Below are 16,724 nucleotides of genomic sequence, written 5' to 3' on the forward strand. Positions count from 1 at the left end.
AAGGAGGTTAGTAATTACCTTCTTTTCACATTAATTTCGCGCCCATAAGCGATTGCCGCCAGGTCTCGCAATTTATCCAGCATAACGGGTAAGGATTCAGCATTATCGAATAATTCAATAGGTAATGATTTACATGCCTGAAATATAGCTTGAATAATGGTTGAATGTATTCCATGGCCTGCCATAAGAAAACGCTCACCCAACACAGCATATAAATGCTCTCCCGGCCGTTCAGGATACTGTAAAAACGAAAAGAATAACACCAGCCATTCCGCTTCGCTTTTGTCCAGTTCGCCCGTTGCCGGATGTGATGATAATTTTCTTATGAAGGCGGCATCGCCCGAGCGCAACCGTTTCAAATGCCCCAGTTTATTGATCAGATCGCCGAATTCCCGCCTGGAACAACTGGGATCCAGCGAATCAATATCCGCGAGCAACGCCGCCTCGATAAAATGCAGAACGTCGGCGCGATGCTGGAAGCCATAGGCGGCTATCCAGTCTTTATAATCCTCGGTGCCGTTCCCTTCGCCGCTCAAGAAGCGCCGATAGCTGCCCCGGAGCAGACCGGGTTTCAGCGCCAGGTGACTGTGTCCGAACAGCCGGGCTTTCAAGGCGCAATTGATACCGGCTTTCGTATCCCGGCTTAGCCCTTCCGACTCCGCTTCATCAAGCAGCGCCTGCAAACGCTTTTTTTGCGTCTTGTCCGTTTCTCGCCGCAACAACTCCCGCAACACCATAATCAAGTCGCTGTCGTCCGGGAAAAGCGAACGGGCATAGCGCAACAAAAACGCCAGCGACTCTCCCCGCACCGCGGCAACCCGCAGCAGCGCTCTGGCCTTGGGTGTCGCGTCCTCATCCAGTACCCGCTCAAAACTGTCGGTGGCGGCGTTGCCTTTTTTCTCAAACAATCGTCGATTGGCGAACTGGCTGGCCGCCGCGGACAGTTCATCGCTGGACTGCACGAATTTCTGCACTTGCCCCGCCGGCGTTTCGTCCGCGCCTTCGTTGGCCCGTGACGCGGAATCCGCCGCCGGTTGCGCGCCGGAGCCGGTGGATTCCGTTCGCGTGTAGGGCGACGGGGACGCCCCGTGATTGCCGATGCCTATCGCCATTTCTGACTCTCCAGATAATTGCGCGACCAATCCGCCAAATGCGTTTCCCGCCGCGCCGCGATAAAGTCATGGGCAAAATTGCCGGCATCAGTGGGTAACGGTTCACTGATTTCCCGCGGCTGGATGAGGAAAATCCGCACAGTATTGGATTGGCTATCCTGGTTGTAGCGGAACAATCCGCCCAATAGCGGCATTTTGCCCAGCACTGGAATATGGCCGGTTTTGCCGCTGGTTTCGTCGCGGGTGTATCCCCCCACCAGCAGGCTTTTGCCCTTGGGTACCCGCGCCACGGTACTGATATGGGTTCGCCCCACTTTGGGCAGCAATGTCTCGGCCGAGACATCATTGCTCGGCACCTCGTTGCCGTCCTCGATATTCAGCAGCATTTCGATTTGTCCATCGGCGGAAAAACGCGGCAACACGCTGACCATGGTGCCGTAAGTCACATGCTGCAGGTCCACTGACCGTTCGCCGATCAATTGGGTATAAAAGGTGCGGTTGTTATCAAAAATCGCCGGTACGTTTTCCTGGGTCAAGACCACTGGCCGCGAGACGATATTGGCCCGCTTCTTCTGCGACAGCGCCTGGATTGAGGCGACAAAACGCGCGCCGTCCAGCGTCGAATACGACCCTTGATTGAACGTGGCGCCGAAGCGATCGCCCATGTTCAGTTGGCCTTGCCAATCGATGCCCAACTGATCCAGATCTTCTTTCTGCAGATCCACAATCCACAGTGAAAGTTCCACATGGCGTTTGGGCGTATCCAGCGCCGCGACCAGATTGGTCACCAGTTGGACCTGCCGGGGATTGCCTTTCACCAGCAGGCTGTTGGTATCCGGATTGGCGATGACGTTGATGTTGCCCGCCCCCGCCCCGGCGCGCAACGCCTCCGCCAGACTGGATCGGGGCTGGTAGGCCGCTGCGGAGGCCGACAGGTTTTCGCCGGTAAAATCCGGCATCGGCGGCGCGGACACGGCGTCATGGCCTAGGTTTTGCACTTGCGGCATGATTTCCCGGCCGTTCTTGCCATTGCCGTAAAGCAACTGCTCAATCACGGTGGCGATACCGGGAATAGTGACCTTTTCGCCACGTATGTTATAAACGCGATCGCCGACGAATGTGTTGTGCAGCCGGATGACCGCCGTTTTTTCCGCGTCGCCGGGCATTCCCGGCTGTTCATCCATGAATTTGGCGGTATTGAGAACCAGATCCACATACACCGGCGGCCCGGAGACATAGAACGTGCCGCTATTGTCATCGCCCCGCAACGGAAAACGCTTGTCGTACAGCCGGGAGTTATGCAGAAAATTGCTTAAAGCGCTAAAGGACGTGTTGCGCAATGACATGACCGCATTACGCATCTCCCCGGCGTCATAGACGTAAATGGCTTGGCCGTCGTTGTACCAGATAAGCCCCAATTGCTGAGAAATACGCTCAAGCAACGCCTGGGGATTGCTGAAATCGAATTCGCCGCTGATCTGTTTGCGGCCGGCCGCCTTGCTGACGATAACCGGCTTGCCGAACCGTGACGATAAGGCGTCAAAGAAGGTTTTAAGGCCGTCCTTGTTGGCGATATACCCTTCGGTATCGGTGGTTGCGCCGCCGGACGGAGGCTGGGCCGCCGCCGGCGCGGCCAATATCGCGCCTACAAGGCACCAGCTGATAAGGGTCTGTTTGCAATTTCTCAACGGTTTCATTCTTCCGATTTCTTATTAATCATGTTCCACAATCCACGAGGGGAAACGCCGAAAGCATCCCGGATGTCATTGGAAAGATGCGAAGAGGAGGCGTAGCCATATCGCATAGCCACCTGGGTCAAAGTTTGATCTTCTTCCACCACGTCCAGTAGGGCTCTGGCTATCCGCCATCCGCGCATTTCGTTCTTTGCGGAATTGCCCAGCGCATTTCGGCATAACCGCCGGAAATGGGAATAGGACAAGCCGTAACGCGCGCCCAATTCATTTAACTTGGCGTGATTTACCGACTCGTTTAATAAATATCGAATTAACCAGTACCATTCAGTGCGCCGTAAAAAATTGGCCAGCAACGCCATTTCCGATGTCCGGGAATGGCATTGCGTCAACAACCAACGTTCCACATCGTTGAAATTGACGATGTGCGGATATTTATCAAGGGCAATGCATTCCCATACCCGTTGCTGTTCATATTTCAACTGCACCTGTTTTGATTCATCGATGAATACTTGCAGTTTCACCAGCGCGAATAAAGGCAGCGCCTGTTGCGCCACGCTGCCGGAGACGACCTCCACTTGTACCTTGTTCAACAGAAGAATACCGTGCCAATGCCGGACCAGATCAAGATACGATGCGGTATTACCTGATTGAAATTGTAACCTGCACTCTTGTTCCCCGGTTTTCAACAGCCAGCATTGCGGAGCGTTAACGCCTTCCTGGAATGTGTTGGCCAGCAGCTTGACGGGGGCGATGGTATTTTCTTTGTGAATCATCAGTTCTGCCCGTTTTCGATTCGCCTTCATATTCATTATGATGCCTATTTGCTTTAATTAAATCATGATGGGAATCTGATTCAAAAATGAAAAGATTTTACAATTTCCAGCGCCCGACGACAAAATAGTATCTACTCTTTTTGTGGGTTTTTAAGAAATAATATCAGAGAGTATTAATTCTCTGAGTGTTAATAATATTAATTACAATAGGTATAATCAGCATATATTCAATTTCTCTTATATACTTGTCATGCTTCGCGCATATACCCTGGATAAACCAAGTGGCATCGCGCCGGCAAGCGAGCGCAGCCGACAAAGAGGCAATGCGCAGTATGCCGAGCATACATGAAATCAGTAACTCTTTGCCCGACACGGCCGTCTTTACCTTGGATGACGTCAACCGACATGCGGGGAGTCCTTTTGCGCGGAAAGCCGGGTATAATGGTCCCAGACCCGCCTGGCATACCGGAGCCGCAAATCGCGACGATCTTTTCCAACACCGGCATTATAGGCGCCCACGGCCTCCCAGGAATATCCGTATATTTTCATCATATCGGCCAATATCGATGCGCCAACCATAACCGAAACGCAGCCATCCTCATAGAGCAACTGTTCATCGATACCCAGTTTCGCCAAACGGGGAAGGTGAGCGCTGTTGATTTGCATCAATCCCATGTCCCGCGTGCCGTTTCCGTTGATGTTGGTCACGTCCGGTTGCATATTCGACTCGGTCAGGGCGATAGCCTGCAGCAATCGGGCCTCTATGCCGAAATGCCGTTCGGCAACCGCCCAGCAGGCGGCCGATGCGCCGCCGCTTACCGCCAGCAGCCATAGCAAACCAGCGACCCGGCACAACGACATCGCAGTCAAACGGCCCCCCCGGCGGCAAGGGAAAGCGGACGGACTCGCGGATCGTGCCGCCACAGCAGATGGCAGGGCGAGGAAGCGCCGATGATTTTATCATACCATTTTTTGGCGACGCCAACGCCTTGATCCTGGATAATGGCCGGCAATAACGCCGAGGGCATGGGATGTGCGTCACGTTGCATAATATGCGCCAACTGTTCCCGGTCGGCGGCGGCCGGCATGGAAAATAAACGGGCGTATAACGTATTGAAATAAACGATACCGTCCCGTTCCCCGCCAAGGCGTAAATGCGCAATTAATTCCCGCGCGAGGCGCGGTTGCCCCTCGGTACAGAGAATGACCGCCTTCATGCTGAGCAGCACCGGATGCCGCATCACCTCGCCAGGCTGCCGGTCGGCCAGTTCCAAAGCGGCGGACGCATCGCCGTCGCAATAAAACAACCACATCATCAGTACCGGGATGGCCGTCATGGTCGGCAATGTCTGATAGGCCTGGCGGGCGAAATGCAAAGCCCGTTTGATTTCACCGACAATGAAAAGATGCCAGGCATAGTAAAATTGCACGGCGGGATCGTCGCCATCCGAGGCCAGGGCCTGCCGAAATTGCTCGGCCGCCAGCGGGAAGCGCGAATTCAGGCCATGCAGCACGCCGTTTAGCGCCAGGGCCGGCGCATGCCGGGGTTCCGTCGCCAAGACCCTTTCCACCAGCATGGCGCATTCGCGCAATGCGCCGTCCAATTCCTGCATCCCCATCTGCCCCAGGGCGAAATAGCATTCGGCCAGGTAGGTTTGCACGGCGATATCCTCCGGCAGCAACTGCTGGCACCGCAACAACAAGGTCCTGGCGCGCACCAGGCTCTCGGGGGTATAGAGCAGATACGCCTCGCGCCCCTCGCGCAGCAACGCCCAGGGATCGCACGCCGCCAGCGGCAGACAGGCCGGATCGTCCCGTTTGCACAGACCGGAGATATGCCGGATGATAAACGGCCTGACCAGCCCCTTGACCCGCTCGATATCCAAGGGGTTATCCAACGGTATGCCTTCCCGGTGCAACACCACATGATCCTGGGCGCGAATCAGTTCGATTCGCAGCGCCGGCCCCTCTGACAAATCCAGCTCGTAACCCGCCAGGTAATAATCGGGACGGACTTTTTCCAGCACGTCCAGCATCGACAGCAAGGAGCCGCAATGCTGGGTGAGGGACGACGGCAGCACCTGCACGCCCGATGCGGCGTGGCCGGCCATCTCCTGCACGATGGCGTCGTGCAGGTTAAGGGCATCCGGCCGGCTGCCCAGCCTGAAAGGCAATACGGCGAACACGCACTCGCCGGCGGCCGGGGAGTCTGACGGAACGGTACGGGTTACCGGCTGAGTGAAGCGGTATCCGCGGCCATAGATGGTATCGATGAACCGCTGTTGCTTGCCCTCGCGCAGAATGCGGCGCAAGACATAAACGCAGCGGGTCAGCGATTCCTCCCCCACATTGCCGCCCGACCAGACCTCGCGGATGATATCGTCCTTAGTGACGATCTCGCCGGCCGAGTCCAGCAACAGCACCAGCACGCCCAACTCCTTGGGCGAAATGCCAATCTGTTTATTCTTATGAAACAACAGACGGGACGGTTCCAGGACAAAATCGCCGAAACAATACCGGACAGGGAAATGCTTAACGACTTCTTTCCTTATCCCTCTGATAGCGAGAGGTAATGGATTCGCTTTCACCGCGTGTTCATTTGAACATATCATCATGACTGAATATCCTCTGCCAGAAAATTGAGAGCCGTTGTGATTAAAAGGGGCGCTTGATTAAAGGATATACCCGTCATACCGCAAATTGCCTCTGTGTTGGCGACATTCGCCCTCATGTCGTCGCGATGCAACTTGAATTATTTAGAGTATGAATAATTTCATTTTAATTCAGCGATGGAATTCTATTACTTACATTTAAAAAATTGAACATGTATCATTTTTCGCGTTAGGCGATATATTAAAAAAACTGAATTAACATGATTTCAACCAAGCTTACAGACAAATGAAGAGACAATGTGCCGCACAGATCAAAAAATATAAAATATTCTCCTACCGTTCACCGGCCGTTTTGTTTCCCACAAACGCCCTCGACAAAGAGCGGACTTGCCGTCGCAGATACCTCGCCTATTTTCACGCCGTCCCGCTCGCCCTTTCCTTAATCTGCTCCCATCGCCGTCTTGCCCGGCTTATGGGCGTTTTATTGATTAACGTCGTGGCGCGACGGGGAAATGGCCAAGCCTATTTCTTTTACGTGTTCCGGTAATAAAATTGAGATATACTCTCGTTTGCTGGATTACCACCGTTCTTTTCATTCTCTATAGCAACTGTTTGCTGATTATATAGTGAGCGTAATGACAGTCAAATAACGGCCATGATGATAATGTAAAACTAATGATTATTTTTATAATAAATAAGATATTAATTACTTTTTGATATAAAAACAGCCAATATTAACATTTATTTTACATTTATAACTAATTTTATTACCATAATTAACTTTTGCATAATAAATAAACACGATCTTTTTTTGCAAAAAAATCAGGCAAAAAAACATTGCCAATAAAAAAATCATTATTATACAGCGCATTAAAAAATCTTTTTGGAAGGAATTTAAAAAAAAACAGGTTAGCATGCAGAAAATTACAATTCCCTAGCCCACCGGCCTTTCTAACATACTGTATTTGCAGCAGTTTATTGATAATTAAACTTATTAGTCAGGTAATTTATTTATCATTCTAAAGTATTCCATAAAATATTTAGAGTCTATACTCTAAATACCTCGAGTTGCATCGCGGCAGGTGAAAACCAGTATGGCTATGGAATCGATGGGGATGCCGCGCACCACCCAGGGCCAAAATGGCAAGTGAAATACCCCTAATGGGGGCAGGTTCTTCACCGGAACCTCATATTTGTCAAATGGCACCCCGGCGGCAAGCGGGCCTGCGGCACGCCATCCGCCCGCGATCCTCCCGAGGATACGGGCTTCGGCCCACGCGGTTTACCTTATTCACTCTTTTCCCAGATCAGAAATTGAGGTTTTTCACCTTACGCTCCGATTGTGCAAAGCGGTGAAGCCTCAGGTGAGCTTTCCTAACGGAAGGAAAGCGCTATCTGACGAAATTTTTACAATGCCACCGGCAAAATTATTTTATATTAAACGCATCTTTTTTTGACTATTCCGGCCAAACATACCCCATGACATTCCGCGCACCCGTTAGATTCCGCTGGCGCCTCTTGATAATCCCGCTTATCGTGTTACTGGTGATTGCCGCCGTCGTTTTCCGCGTACTCCATCACGCCCCTTCCGGCGCGCCGCCGGGCGCCGGCGGTCACCGATCCGGCCGCTTTATGGCGGGAGGATCCATGGGCGGCGCCACCACGCCGGTCCATGCCGGAACGGCGGGCCAGGCCGATGTTCCGGTTTATCTGACCGCGCTGGGCACCGTTATCCCCAATGCCACCGTCACCGTCACCAGCCGGGTGGATGGTCAGTTAATGGCGGTGTATTTCACCGAAGGGCAAAAAGTCGCCCAGGGCCAGGTGTTGGCGCAAATCGATCCGCGTAGCTATCAGGCCACGCTGGCGCAATATCAGGGTGATTTGGCGCAAAACCAGGCGTTGCTGAAAAGTGCGCAACTGACGCTGGCCCGCTATCGGAAACTTTACGCTCAAGACTCCCTCGCCAAACAAGACCTGGACAGCCAGGTCGCCACGGTGGGGCAGTATAGCGGCGCCATCAAGACGGACGAAGCGCAAATCGCCGCCGCCCGGCTCGATATCGAATACAGCCGCATCACCTCGCCTATCAGCGGCCGGGTCGGCCTGCGTCTGGTGGATCCAGGCAATAACATCACCACCAGCGATAGCACCGGCATCGTGACCGTTACGCAAACCCAACCGGCGGCGGTCACCTTCAGCGTGCCGCAAAGCAATATCCCGGTGCTGGTGAAAGCGCTGCACCATGGACAATCGTTGCCGGCCGTCGCGTTCGACCAGGACGGCACAACCAAGCTGGCGCAGGGGGAGGTGAAGTTCATCAGCAATGAAATCGATACCGATACCGGCACCATCAAACTCAAGGCGGAATTCGCCAATAAAGATGAGTCGCTTTATCCCAATCAGTTCGTCAACATCCGGCTGCAAACCGGCTTGCTAAAGCAAGCGACGGTTATCCCCTCGCAAGCCTTGCAGTTGAGTAGCGACGGCAGCTTCGTTTTTGTGATTAACCCGGATAATACCGTCACCCGCAAGGCGGTGAAAACCGGTCCGGCTTTCGGCGATGAACAACAGTCCATCTTGTCGGGTATTTCTCCAGGGGATAAAGTCGTGACCGAGGGCATTGAGCGGTTAACCGATGGCAGCAAAGTCATGCTGGTCAACGCGCAACCCTCCGTCGGCGCGGACAAAACGGCGCGGGCCGACGCGGGCCGCAAGACCACCGCCGGGAGCGCGCCGGCGCAATGAATCCGTCACGTATTTTTATCGAGCGTCCAGTCGCCACCCTATTGCTGATGGTGGGGGTGCTGATTTCCGGTATCTTCGCCTACCGTTTCCTTTCCACATCGGCGTTGCCGGAGGTGGATTATCCGACGATTCAGGTTACCACGCTTTATCCGGGAGCCAGTCCGGACGTGATGGCCTCGTCGGTGACCGCGCCGCTGGAACGGCAATTAGGGCAGATGGCGGGACTCAGTCAGATGACGTCGAACAGTTCCAGCGGTTCATCGGTCATCACGCTGCAATTTACGCTGGATTTGTCGCTGGACGTGGCGGAACAGGAAGTCCAGGCGGCCATCAACGCCGCCAATAATCTGTTGCCGGACGATTTGCCCTACCCGCCCACCTACAAGAAAGTCAATCCGGCGGACAGCGCGGTCATCACCTTATCGGCAAGTTCGGATACGTTGCCGCTGACCCAGGTGCAGGATTTGATCAATACCCGCGTCGCCCTCAAGCTATCGCAGATCTCCGGTGTGGGCATGGTGACGCTGGCCGGCGGCAATCAGCCGGCGATTCGCGTGCGTATGGATCCGAAAGCGCTGGCGGCGCATGGCCTGACGCTGGAGGATGTCGATACCCTGATTAACGATAGCAATATCAATGGGTCCAAAGGGGGCTTTGATGGTAAATACCATTCCGTCACCATTGACGCCAACGATCAGCTTCACACCGCGGCCGAATACGGCAACCTGATATTGACCTATAAAGATGGCGCCGCGCTGCGTTTGAAAGATATCGCTCAAATCGAGCAGGCGCCGGAGAATACCTATCAATCGGCCTGGGCCGACCGCAAACCGGCGATAGTCATCAGCGTCCAGCGCCAACCGGGCGCCAATGTCATCGCGGTGGTGGATAATATCAAGGCCAAATTGCCCACCCTGCAATCGGCACTGCCGGATGGGGTGAAATTGAAGATTTTATCCGACCGCACCCAGACCATCCGCGCCTCCATAAGCGATGTGCAGTTTGAGCTGATGTTGTCCATAGCGCTGGTGGTGATGGTCACCTTCCTGTTTCTGCGCAACATCGCCGCCACCTTCATCCCAAGCGTCGCGGTGCCCCTTTCCCTGGTGGGCACGTTTGGGGTGATGTACCTGGCGGGGTTCAGCCTGAATAACTTGACGCTGATGGCCTTGACCATTGCTACCGGTTTCGTTATCGACGATGCCATCGTGGTGGTGGAAAATATCTCGCGCCGGCTGGAGGACGGGGAACCCCCGTTGGAAGCGGCCTTGAAAGGCTCCGCCCAGATCGGCTTTACCATTATCTCGCTGACGTTTTCGTTGATCGCGGTTCTGATACCGTTGCTGTTCATGGGCGATGTGGTGGGGCGACTGTTTCGCGAATTCGCCATCACCCTGGCGGTGTCGATTCTGGTGTCCATGCTGGTATCCCTGACGCTGACGCCGATGCTGTGCGCCTACCTGCTGCGCCACATCCCGCCGGAACGGCAGTCCCGGTTCGCCCGCAAAGGCGGCGAAGCATTCGACACGCTGGTGAAGGGCTACGATCGCCTGCTCAACGTGGTGCTCAATCACCAGAAACTTACCTTGTTGGTGGCGCTGGCCACCTTCGTCCTCACCGCCATACTCTATCTGGCCATCCCCAAAGGATTTTTCCCCTCGCAGGATACCGGGCTTATCCAGGGGATCACTCTCGCCTCGCAAGATGTGTCATTTACCGAGATGGCGCGGCGTCAGCAGGCGGTGGCGGACGTGGTGCTGAAAAACCCGGCGGTGGAAAGCCTGTCATCCACCATCGGCGTCGATGGCACCAATACCAGCCTCAACAGCGGGCGGTTGCAAATTAACCTGAAATCGTTCGATGAGCGCGACGAGCGGGCGCCGCAGATCATCCGGGAGTTGCAACAAGCGGTGGCGAAGGTGCCGGGTATCCGCCTTTATCTGCAACCGGCGCAAGACCTTACCGTCAACGATCAGGTTACGCCCAGCCAATATCAGTTCACCCTGGACGACGCCGATAGCGAGGATTTGGCCGACTGGACGCCGAAACTGGTGGCGGCGCTGCAAAAGCGGCCGGAGCTTAATAGCGTGGTCAGCAATTTGCAAAACCAGGGCCGGGTGGCCTATGTGGAATTGAACCGGGACAAGGCGGCGCGCTACGGCATTACCGCCTCGGATGTGGATACCGCGCTGTACAACGCCTTCGGCCAGCGGTTGATTTCCACCATTTTCACTCAATCCAACCAATATCGGGTCGTACTGGAAGTGGCGCCGCAGTTTCAGCAATCGCCGGCATCCCTTGATGATGTCTACATCGCCACCAATCTGTCGTCCGATTCGGACAGCGACACGTCATCCAGTTCATCGTCCTCCAGTTCGTCCTCCTCGGGGTCTTCCAGTTCGTCCTCCTCGAGCGCCTCTTCGTCCAGTTCGTCATCGTCAAGCAGTTCTTCGTCGTCCTCCGGCACCACCGGTATGGTCAGGCTGACCTCGATCGCCACCGTTCATCAACGGCTGGGTTCGTTGATGAACATGCGGTTGGATCAGTTCCCGGCGGTCACCGTCTCTTTTAACCTGAACGACGGCTATTCGCTGGATGACGCCCAGCGGGCCATTGCCGAAACCAGCCGGCAATTGGCCAAGCCATCCGGTATTACCTTGCGGTACCAGGGCGAAACCGCCGCTTTCCAGAACGCCTCCAGCAACACCCTTTGGCTTATCCTGGCGGCGTTGATCACCATGTATGTGGTGCTGGGTATTCTTTATGAAAGCTTCATCCACCCGGTGACCATATTGTCCACCCTGCCGTCGGCGGCGGTGGGCGCGCTGCTGAGTTTGCTGGCGGCGGGCAGCCAATTCAGCCTTATCGCCTTGATTGGGGTCATCCTGCTTATCGGCATCGTCAAGAAAAACGCCATTATGATGATCGACTTCGCGCTGGAGGCGGAAAACAAGCAGCATCTCAGCCCGCGCGACGCCATCCATCAAGCCTGCCTGCTGCGTTTTAGACCGATTCTGATGACGACCATGGCGGCGTTGCTGGGCGCGTTGCCATTGATGCTGGCATCCGGTTCCGGCGCTGAATTGCGTCGGCCGCTGGGGCTTGCCATCGTCGGCGGCCTTATCGTCAGCCAGGCGCTAACGCTATTTTCGACGCCGGTTATTTATCTGTTGTTCGACGGACTCGCCGCGCGTGGCAAGCGCTTTATGCAGAGGGCGCAACAGCGGACGCGGAGGCGTGAATGAATATCGTCCGCCTGTTTATCTTCCGCCCGGTGGCGACGCTGCTGCTGACCCTGTCGATCCTGCTTTTGGGCGCGCTCGGTTATCGTCTGCTGCCGGTGGCGCCGCTACCGCAGGTGGATTTCCCCACCATCATGGTGACGGCCAGTCTGTCCGGCGCCAGCCCGGAAACCATGGCCGCCACGGTGGCCACTCCGTTGGAGCGGGCGCTGGGACAAATCGCCGGCGTGACCGAGATGACCTCCAGCAGTTCGCAGGGCTCTACCACCATCATTTTGCAATTTGAGCTGAGCCGCGACATCAATGGCGCGGCACGCGACGTACAGGCGGCGATCAATGCCGCGCGCAGCCTGCTGCCCAGCAGCATGGCCTCGCTGCCCACCTACCGTAAGGCCAATCCTTCCGACGCGCCCATCGTCATGTTGGCGCTCACCTCGACAACCCGTTCCCGCGGCGAGCTTTATGATCTGGCCGACAGTAAAATTGACCAGAAGATCGCCCAGGTGCAAGGCGTGGGTGAGGTATCGCTGAGGGGCGGCGCGCTGCCGGCGGTGCGTATCGATTTGCAGCCGCAGAGGCTGACACACTTCGGCGTCTCCCTTGATACCGTGCGCGAAGCCGTCGCCGACAGTACCACTAATCTGCCGAAAGGCATGTTGAACGGCGACAGCCAGTCCTGGGTGGTGGACAGCAATGGTCAATTAAATAAGGCGGCGCAGTACCGCGACCTGATCGTCAGCTACCGGGACGGTCGGGCCATTCGTTTGCACGATGTGGCGACGGTCTACGACTCGGTGGAGGATAAATACACAGCCGGCTATTACAACCGGACGCCGTCGGTGATGATCGGCGTGACCCGTCAGGCGGGCGCCAATATGCTGGAAACCATCGACGCCATCAAGGCGCTATTGCCTGAGCTGCAAAAAGAGCTGCCGGCCGACACCTCGCTGAAACTGGTGGTGGATCGTTCCACCACGGTGCGTTCTTCCCTGTATGATACCGAAGAGACGTTGCTTATCGCGGTATTGCTGGTCATCGGCGTGGTGTTCGTTTTCCTGCGCAACGGCCGGGCGGTGGTGATCCCGGCGCTGGCCTTGCCGGTTTCGCTTATAGGCACCTGCGCGGTGATGTATCTGTTAGGCTACAGCCTGGATAACCTGTCGCTGATGGCGTTAATTATCGCCACCGGTTTCGTGGTGGACGACGCCATCGTGGTGCTGGAGAACATTACCCGCTATATCGAAGAGGGGCTAAGTCCGGTACGGGCCGCCATCAGGGGGGCCAGGGAAGTCAGTTCCACCGTGCTGTCCATGACGCTGTCGCTGGTGGCGGTATTTATCCCCATTTTGTTGATGGGCAGCGTGGTCGGCAGGCTGTTTCGCGAATTCGCGGTAACGCTGACGGTCTCCCTGCTGATTTCAATGGTGGTTTCGCTGACGCTGACGCCCATGCTGTGTTCCCGTCTGTTGCGGCGCAAGCCGCCGCAAACCAAGCGGCCCCACCCCCTCAACCGCTGGATAGAAGGCCGGTTGACCGCGCTGCTGGCGGCCTACGCCCGCGGCCTGGAATGGGTGATGGCCCATCAGCGCCTGACGCTGTTCAGTTTACTGATGACCGTGGCGCTCAATGTATTTTTATATACCGTGGTGCAAAAAGGCTTCTTCCCCGATCAGGACACAGGCCTGTTAATGGGTATGGTCCGCGCCGATCAGAATATTTCGTTTCAGGCGATGGAGCCCAAATTACAGGAATTTTCCCGGTTGATCGCCGCGGATCCGGCCGTGGACGGGGTGATGGCCTCCACCGGCAGCGGCGCGTTCGGGTCGCGTAATACCGCCAACTTTTTCGTGCATTTAAAGGATCTTGACCAGCGCAGCGCCTCAGCCACCGAGGTGGCCAACCGTTTGACCGCCAAAGCGCGGAATATACTCGGCGCGCAGTTGTTTCTGATGGCGGCGCAGGATTTGCATATCGGCGGTCGCAGCGCCAACGCCAGCTATCAATACAGCTTGCTGGCCGACGACCTGGATTTGTTGCGCGCCTGGACGCCCAAGGTACAAAAAGCGTTGGAGCAAATTCCGCAGCTCACCAGTGTTGATTCCGATGCCCAAAACGGCGGACAGGAAGTGATGATCAATATCAACCGCGATCGCGCCACCCGGCTGGGCGTAAATGTCGATATGCTTGACACGCTATTGAACAACGCGTTCAGCCAGCGGCAGATCGCCACGCTCTACCACTCGCTTAACCAATATCACGTGGTGATGGGGGTGAACGATAAATTCACCCGCGACCCGAACACGCTCAAAGAGCTGTTCGTGGTCAACGACAATGGCGATCAGATACCGCTATCCGCCTTCGCCACCTTCACCGGCGGCACCGCCCCGCTATCGGTGGCGCACCAAAGCCAGTCCGCCGCCACCACCATCGCCTTCAATCTCCAAGACGGCGTGTCCCTTGAGCAAGCGCAACAATTGATCAAAAACGCCATGGCGCGGATCGGGCTGCCGGCCAACATTCAGACCGAATATTCCGGCACCGCGCGGGAATTCGCCGAACTGAGCGCCACCATGCCGTGGCTTATCCTGGCCGCCCTGGCGGCGGTGTATATCGTCCTGGGGATGTTATACGAAAGTTATATCCACCCCCTGACCATCATTTCCACGCTGCCGTCGGCCGGCGTGGGCGCGTTGCTGCTATTGCTCTTGACCAATACCCAACTGACGGTGATTGCCTTGATAGGCATTCTGCTGCTGATAGGTATCGTAAAAAAGAACGCCATTATGATGATTGATTTCGCGTTGATGGCGGAGCGGCAGCTCGGCATGACGCCGCAGCAGGCTATCGTCCAGGCGTGCCTGATGCGCTTTAGGCCGATCATGATGACCACGTTGGCCGCCTTTTTCGGGGCGCTGCCGTTGGCCTTGGGCCATGGCGGCGATGCCGACCTGCGCCGGCCGCTGGGGCTGGCGATCACCGGCGGTTTGGCGCTCAGTCAGTTATTAACCCTGTTCACCACCCCGGTGGTATACCTGTATCTCGATCGCGCCAGCCGCGCCACGAAACGCCAGTGGCGGCGCCTGCGCCAGGCGTTGAGCTTTTAATGATGAAAAAACCCCAAGCCAAGAATAACGTTTTTGCGATGACGCCGGTGTTATTAGCGCTGTTACTCGCCGGCTGCGCGGTAGGGCCGGACTATCACCGTCCGGATATCGCCGTTCCCTTGCAATACAAAGAGGCGCGCGGGTGGCTGAAAGCCACGCCGCAAGACGATGTCGGCAAGGGCGAGTGGTGGGAAGCCTACCGCGATCCGACGCTTTCCGCCCTGTTGCGCCAGGTCGCCGTTTCCAATCAGAACGTGGCGGAATACGCGGCGCAATTTCGCGAGGCGCAGGCATTGGCGGCGCAATCGCGCGCCGAGCTGTTCCCCAGCGTCAGCGGCGACGTGTCCAGTACCCGTAGCCGGTCTTCATCCGCCAGCGGCGTCGGCAACAGCCACAGCGCCGAGCTGAGCGCCAGTTGGGAGATCGATCTGTGGGGCAAGCTCAGACGCACGCTGGAGGAGAATAAGGCCAGCGCGCAGGCGAGCCAGGCCGAACTGGCGAACATCACCCTCAGCGCGCAATCGGAACTGGCGCAGGATTACTTTCAACTGCGGATAATGGATCAGCAGATCGCGCTTTATCAGCAAAGCATACAGGCTTATGAACGTTATTTGCAGGTGATAGACAACAAGTACCGGGCCGGCAGCGAAGCGCGCAACACGCTGGCGCAGGCGCAGATGCAACTGGAAAGCGCGCGCGCCAGCGCATTGGATTATCAATGGCAGCGCGCCCAGCTTGAACATGCCATCGCGCTGCTGCTGGGCAAAACGCCGGCGGAATTCAGCCTGCCCGCCGCCCCGTTGGTGGCCGTTCTGCCGGCCGTTCCGGCGGCATTACCCGCCACTTTGTTGCAGCGCCGGCCAGATATCGCCTATGCCGAACGGAATGTGGCGGCGGCCAATGCGGCGGTGGGTGTCGCCATCGCCGGCTACTACCCGGATTTAACCCTTAGCGCCAGCGGCGGGTTCGCCAGTACGGTGTTGCATAACCTGATGACCGCGCCCAATCGGGTCTGGTCGCTGGGGCCGGAACTGAGCGGCACCCTACTGGATTTCGGCGCCACCTCGGCCAAGGTCGCACAGGCGCGGGCCGCCTACGACGCCAGCGTCGCCAGCTATCGCCAGTCAGTACTGTCCGGTATCGGCGAAGTGGAAGATTATCTGGTGGAATTGCATACGTTGCAAAGCGAAGTCGCCGCCAGTCAGCGCGCAACGACGGCGGCGAAAGAATCCGCACGGGTAACCCGCAACCAATATGAAGCCGGCATGATCGATTATCTGGACGTCGCCACCACCGAAAACAGCAGCTTAAGCGATCAACAGAGCCTGCTTTCGCTACAAAGCACCCAATGGGTAACCAGCGTCAAACTGATAGCGGCGCTGGGCGGCGGCTGGCAGGCCGACAACCACTGAGGGCCGCCGCGACGCCGGCGCCTTAAC

9 protein-coding genes are annotated in these 16,724 nt (G+C 56.4%); 4 read left to right on the forward strand and 5 right to left on the reverse strand.

What is annotated here, in order from left to right; genetic code table 11:
- Positions 1–14: 14 nt before the first annotated feature.
- From sctW to FCN80_RS15375, 5 genes are all read right to left on the reverse strand, one after another.
- The gene (gene sctW / locus FCN80_RS15355) at positions 15–1,112 is read right to left on the reverse strand and encodes a type III secretion system gatekeeper subunit SctW (RefSeq protein ID WP_136991052.1); all 1,098 of its coding nucleotides are present in this window, start codon (positions 1,110–1,112) and stop codon (positions 15–17) included.
- Positions 1,103–2,809, reverse strand: coding sequence for a type III secretion system outer membrane ring subunit SctC (gene sctC / locus FCN80_RS15360; RefSeq protein WP_136991053.1), 1,707 nt, complete (start codon positions 2,807–2,809; stop codon positions 1,103–1,105). Before sctC ends, sctW begins: the two co-directional genes overlap by 10 nt.
- Entirely contained in the window at positions 2,806–3,579 is a 774-nt protein-coding gene (locus FCN80_RS15365; protein ID WP_230492700.1) for a helix-turn-helix domain-containing protein, read from the reverse strand. The genes sctC and FCN80_RS15365 overlap by 4 nt, the downstream gene beginning before the upstream one ends.
- A gap of 396 nt (positions 3,580–3,975) precedes the next feature.
- Complete coding sequence (locus tag FCN80_RS15370) at positions 3,976–4,440, reverse strand: transglycosylase SLT domain-containing protein (protein WP_136991098.1); 465 nt, start codon at positions 4,438–4,440, stop codon at positions 3,976–3,978.
- Positions 4,441–4,445: 5 nt separating this feature from the next.
- Positions 4,446–6,194 carry a winged helix-turn-helix domain-containing protein gene (locus FCN80_RS15375; protein WP_136991055.1) on the reverse strand — a complete coding sequence of 583 codons (1,749 nt, stop codon included), beginning with the start codon at positions 6,192–6,194 and terminating at the stop codon, positions 4,446–4,448.
- A 1,515-nt stretch (positions 6,195–7,709) separates the two neighbouring features.
- Between FCN80_RS15375 and FCN80_RS15380 the strand changes: the two genes are divergently transcribed.
- Genes FCN80_RS15380 through FCN80_RS15395 form a run of 4 tightly spaced genes read left to right on the forward strand, consistent with a single transcriptional unit; the run spans position 7,710 to position 16,697 of the window.
- On the forward strand, positions 7,710–8,939 hold the full coding sequence (locus FCN80_RS15380; RefSeq protein WP_230492701.1) for an MdtA/MuxA family multidrug efflux RND transporter periplasmic adaptor subunit: 1,230 nt from the start codon (positions 7,710–7,712) through the stop codon (positions 8,937–8,939).
- Positions 8,936–12,184, forward strand: a complete 3,249-nt coding sequence (locus tag FCN80_RS15385; RefSeq protein ID WP_136991057.1) for an efflux RND transporter permease subunit — start codon at positions 8,936–8,938, stop codon at positions 12,182–12,184. The genes FCN80_RS15380 and FCN80_RS15385 overlap by 4 nt, the downstream gene beginning before the upstream one ends.
- Positions 12,181–15,285 carry a multidrug efflux RND transporter permease subunit gene (locus FCN80_RS15390; RefSeq protein ID WP_136991058.1) on the forward strand — a complete coding sequence of 1,035 codons (3,105 nt, stop codon included), beginning with the start codon at positions 12,181–12,183 and terminating at the stop codon, positions 15,283–15,285. Before FCN80_RS15385 ends, FCN80_RS15390 begins: the two co-directional genes overlap by 4 nt.
- On the forward strand, positions 15,285–16,697 hold the full coding sequence (locus tag FCN80_RS15395) for an efflux transporter outer membrane subunit (RefSeq protein ID WP_230492702.1): 1,413 nt from the start codon (positions 15,285–15,287) through the stop codon (positions 16,695–16,697). The genes FCN80_RS15390 and FCN80_RS15395 overlap by 1 nt, the downstream gene beginning before the upstream one ends.
- Positions 16,698–16,724: the final 27 nt, after the last annotated feature.

It is taken from the genome of Martelella alba (genome assembly GCF_005217455.1).
Lineage (GTDB): Bacteria > Pseudomonadota > Gammaproteobacteria > Enterobacterales > Enterobacteriaceae > Acerihabitans.

Coding starts and splice junctions, on each gene's coding strand:
- sctW (WP_136991052.1), bottom strand. CDS start 1,112: ATGGCGATAGGCATCGGCAATCACGGGGCGTCCCCGTCGCCCTACACG.
- sctC (WP_136991053.1), bottom strand. CDS start 2,809: ATGAAACCGTTGAGAAATTGCAAACAGACCCTTATCAGCTGGTGCCTT.
- FCN80_RS15365 (WP_230492700.1), bottom strand. CDS start 3,579: ATGATTCACAAAGAAAATACCATCGCCCCCGTCAAGCTGCTGGCCAAC.
- FCN80_RS15370 (WP_136991098.1), bottom strand. CDS start 4,440: ATGTCGTTGTGCCGGGTCGCTGGTTTGCTATGGCTGCTGGCGGTAAGC.
- FCN80_RS15375 (WP_136991055.1), bottom strand. CDS start 6,194: ATGATGATATGTTCAAATGAACACGCGGTGAAAGCGAATCCATTACCT.
- FCN80_RS15385 (WP_136991057.1), top strand. CDS start 8,936: ATGAATCCGTCACGTATTTTTATCGAGCGTCCAGTCGCCACCCTATTG.
- FCN80_RS15390 (WP_136991058.1), top strand. CDS start 12,181: ATGAATATCGTCCGCCTGTTTATCTTCCGCCCGGTGGCGACGCTGCTG.
- FCN80_RS15395 (WP_230492702.1), top strand. CDS start 15,285: ATGATGAAAAAACCCCAAGCCAAGAATAACGTTTTTGCGATGACGCCG.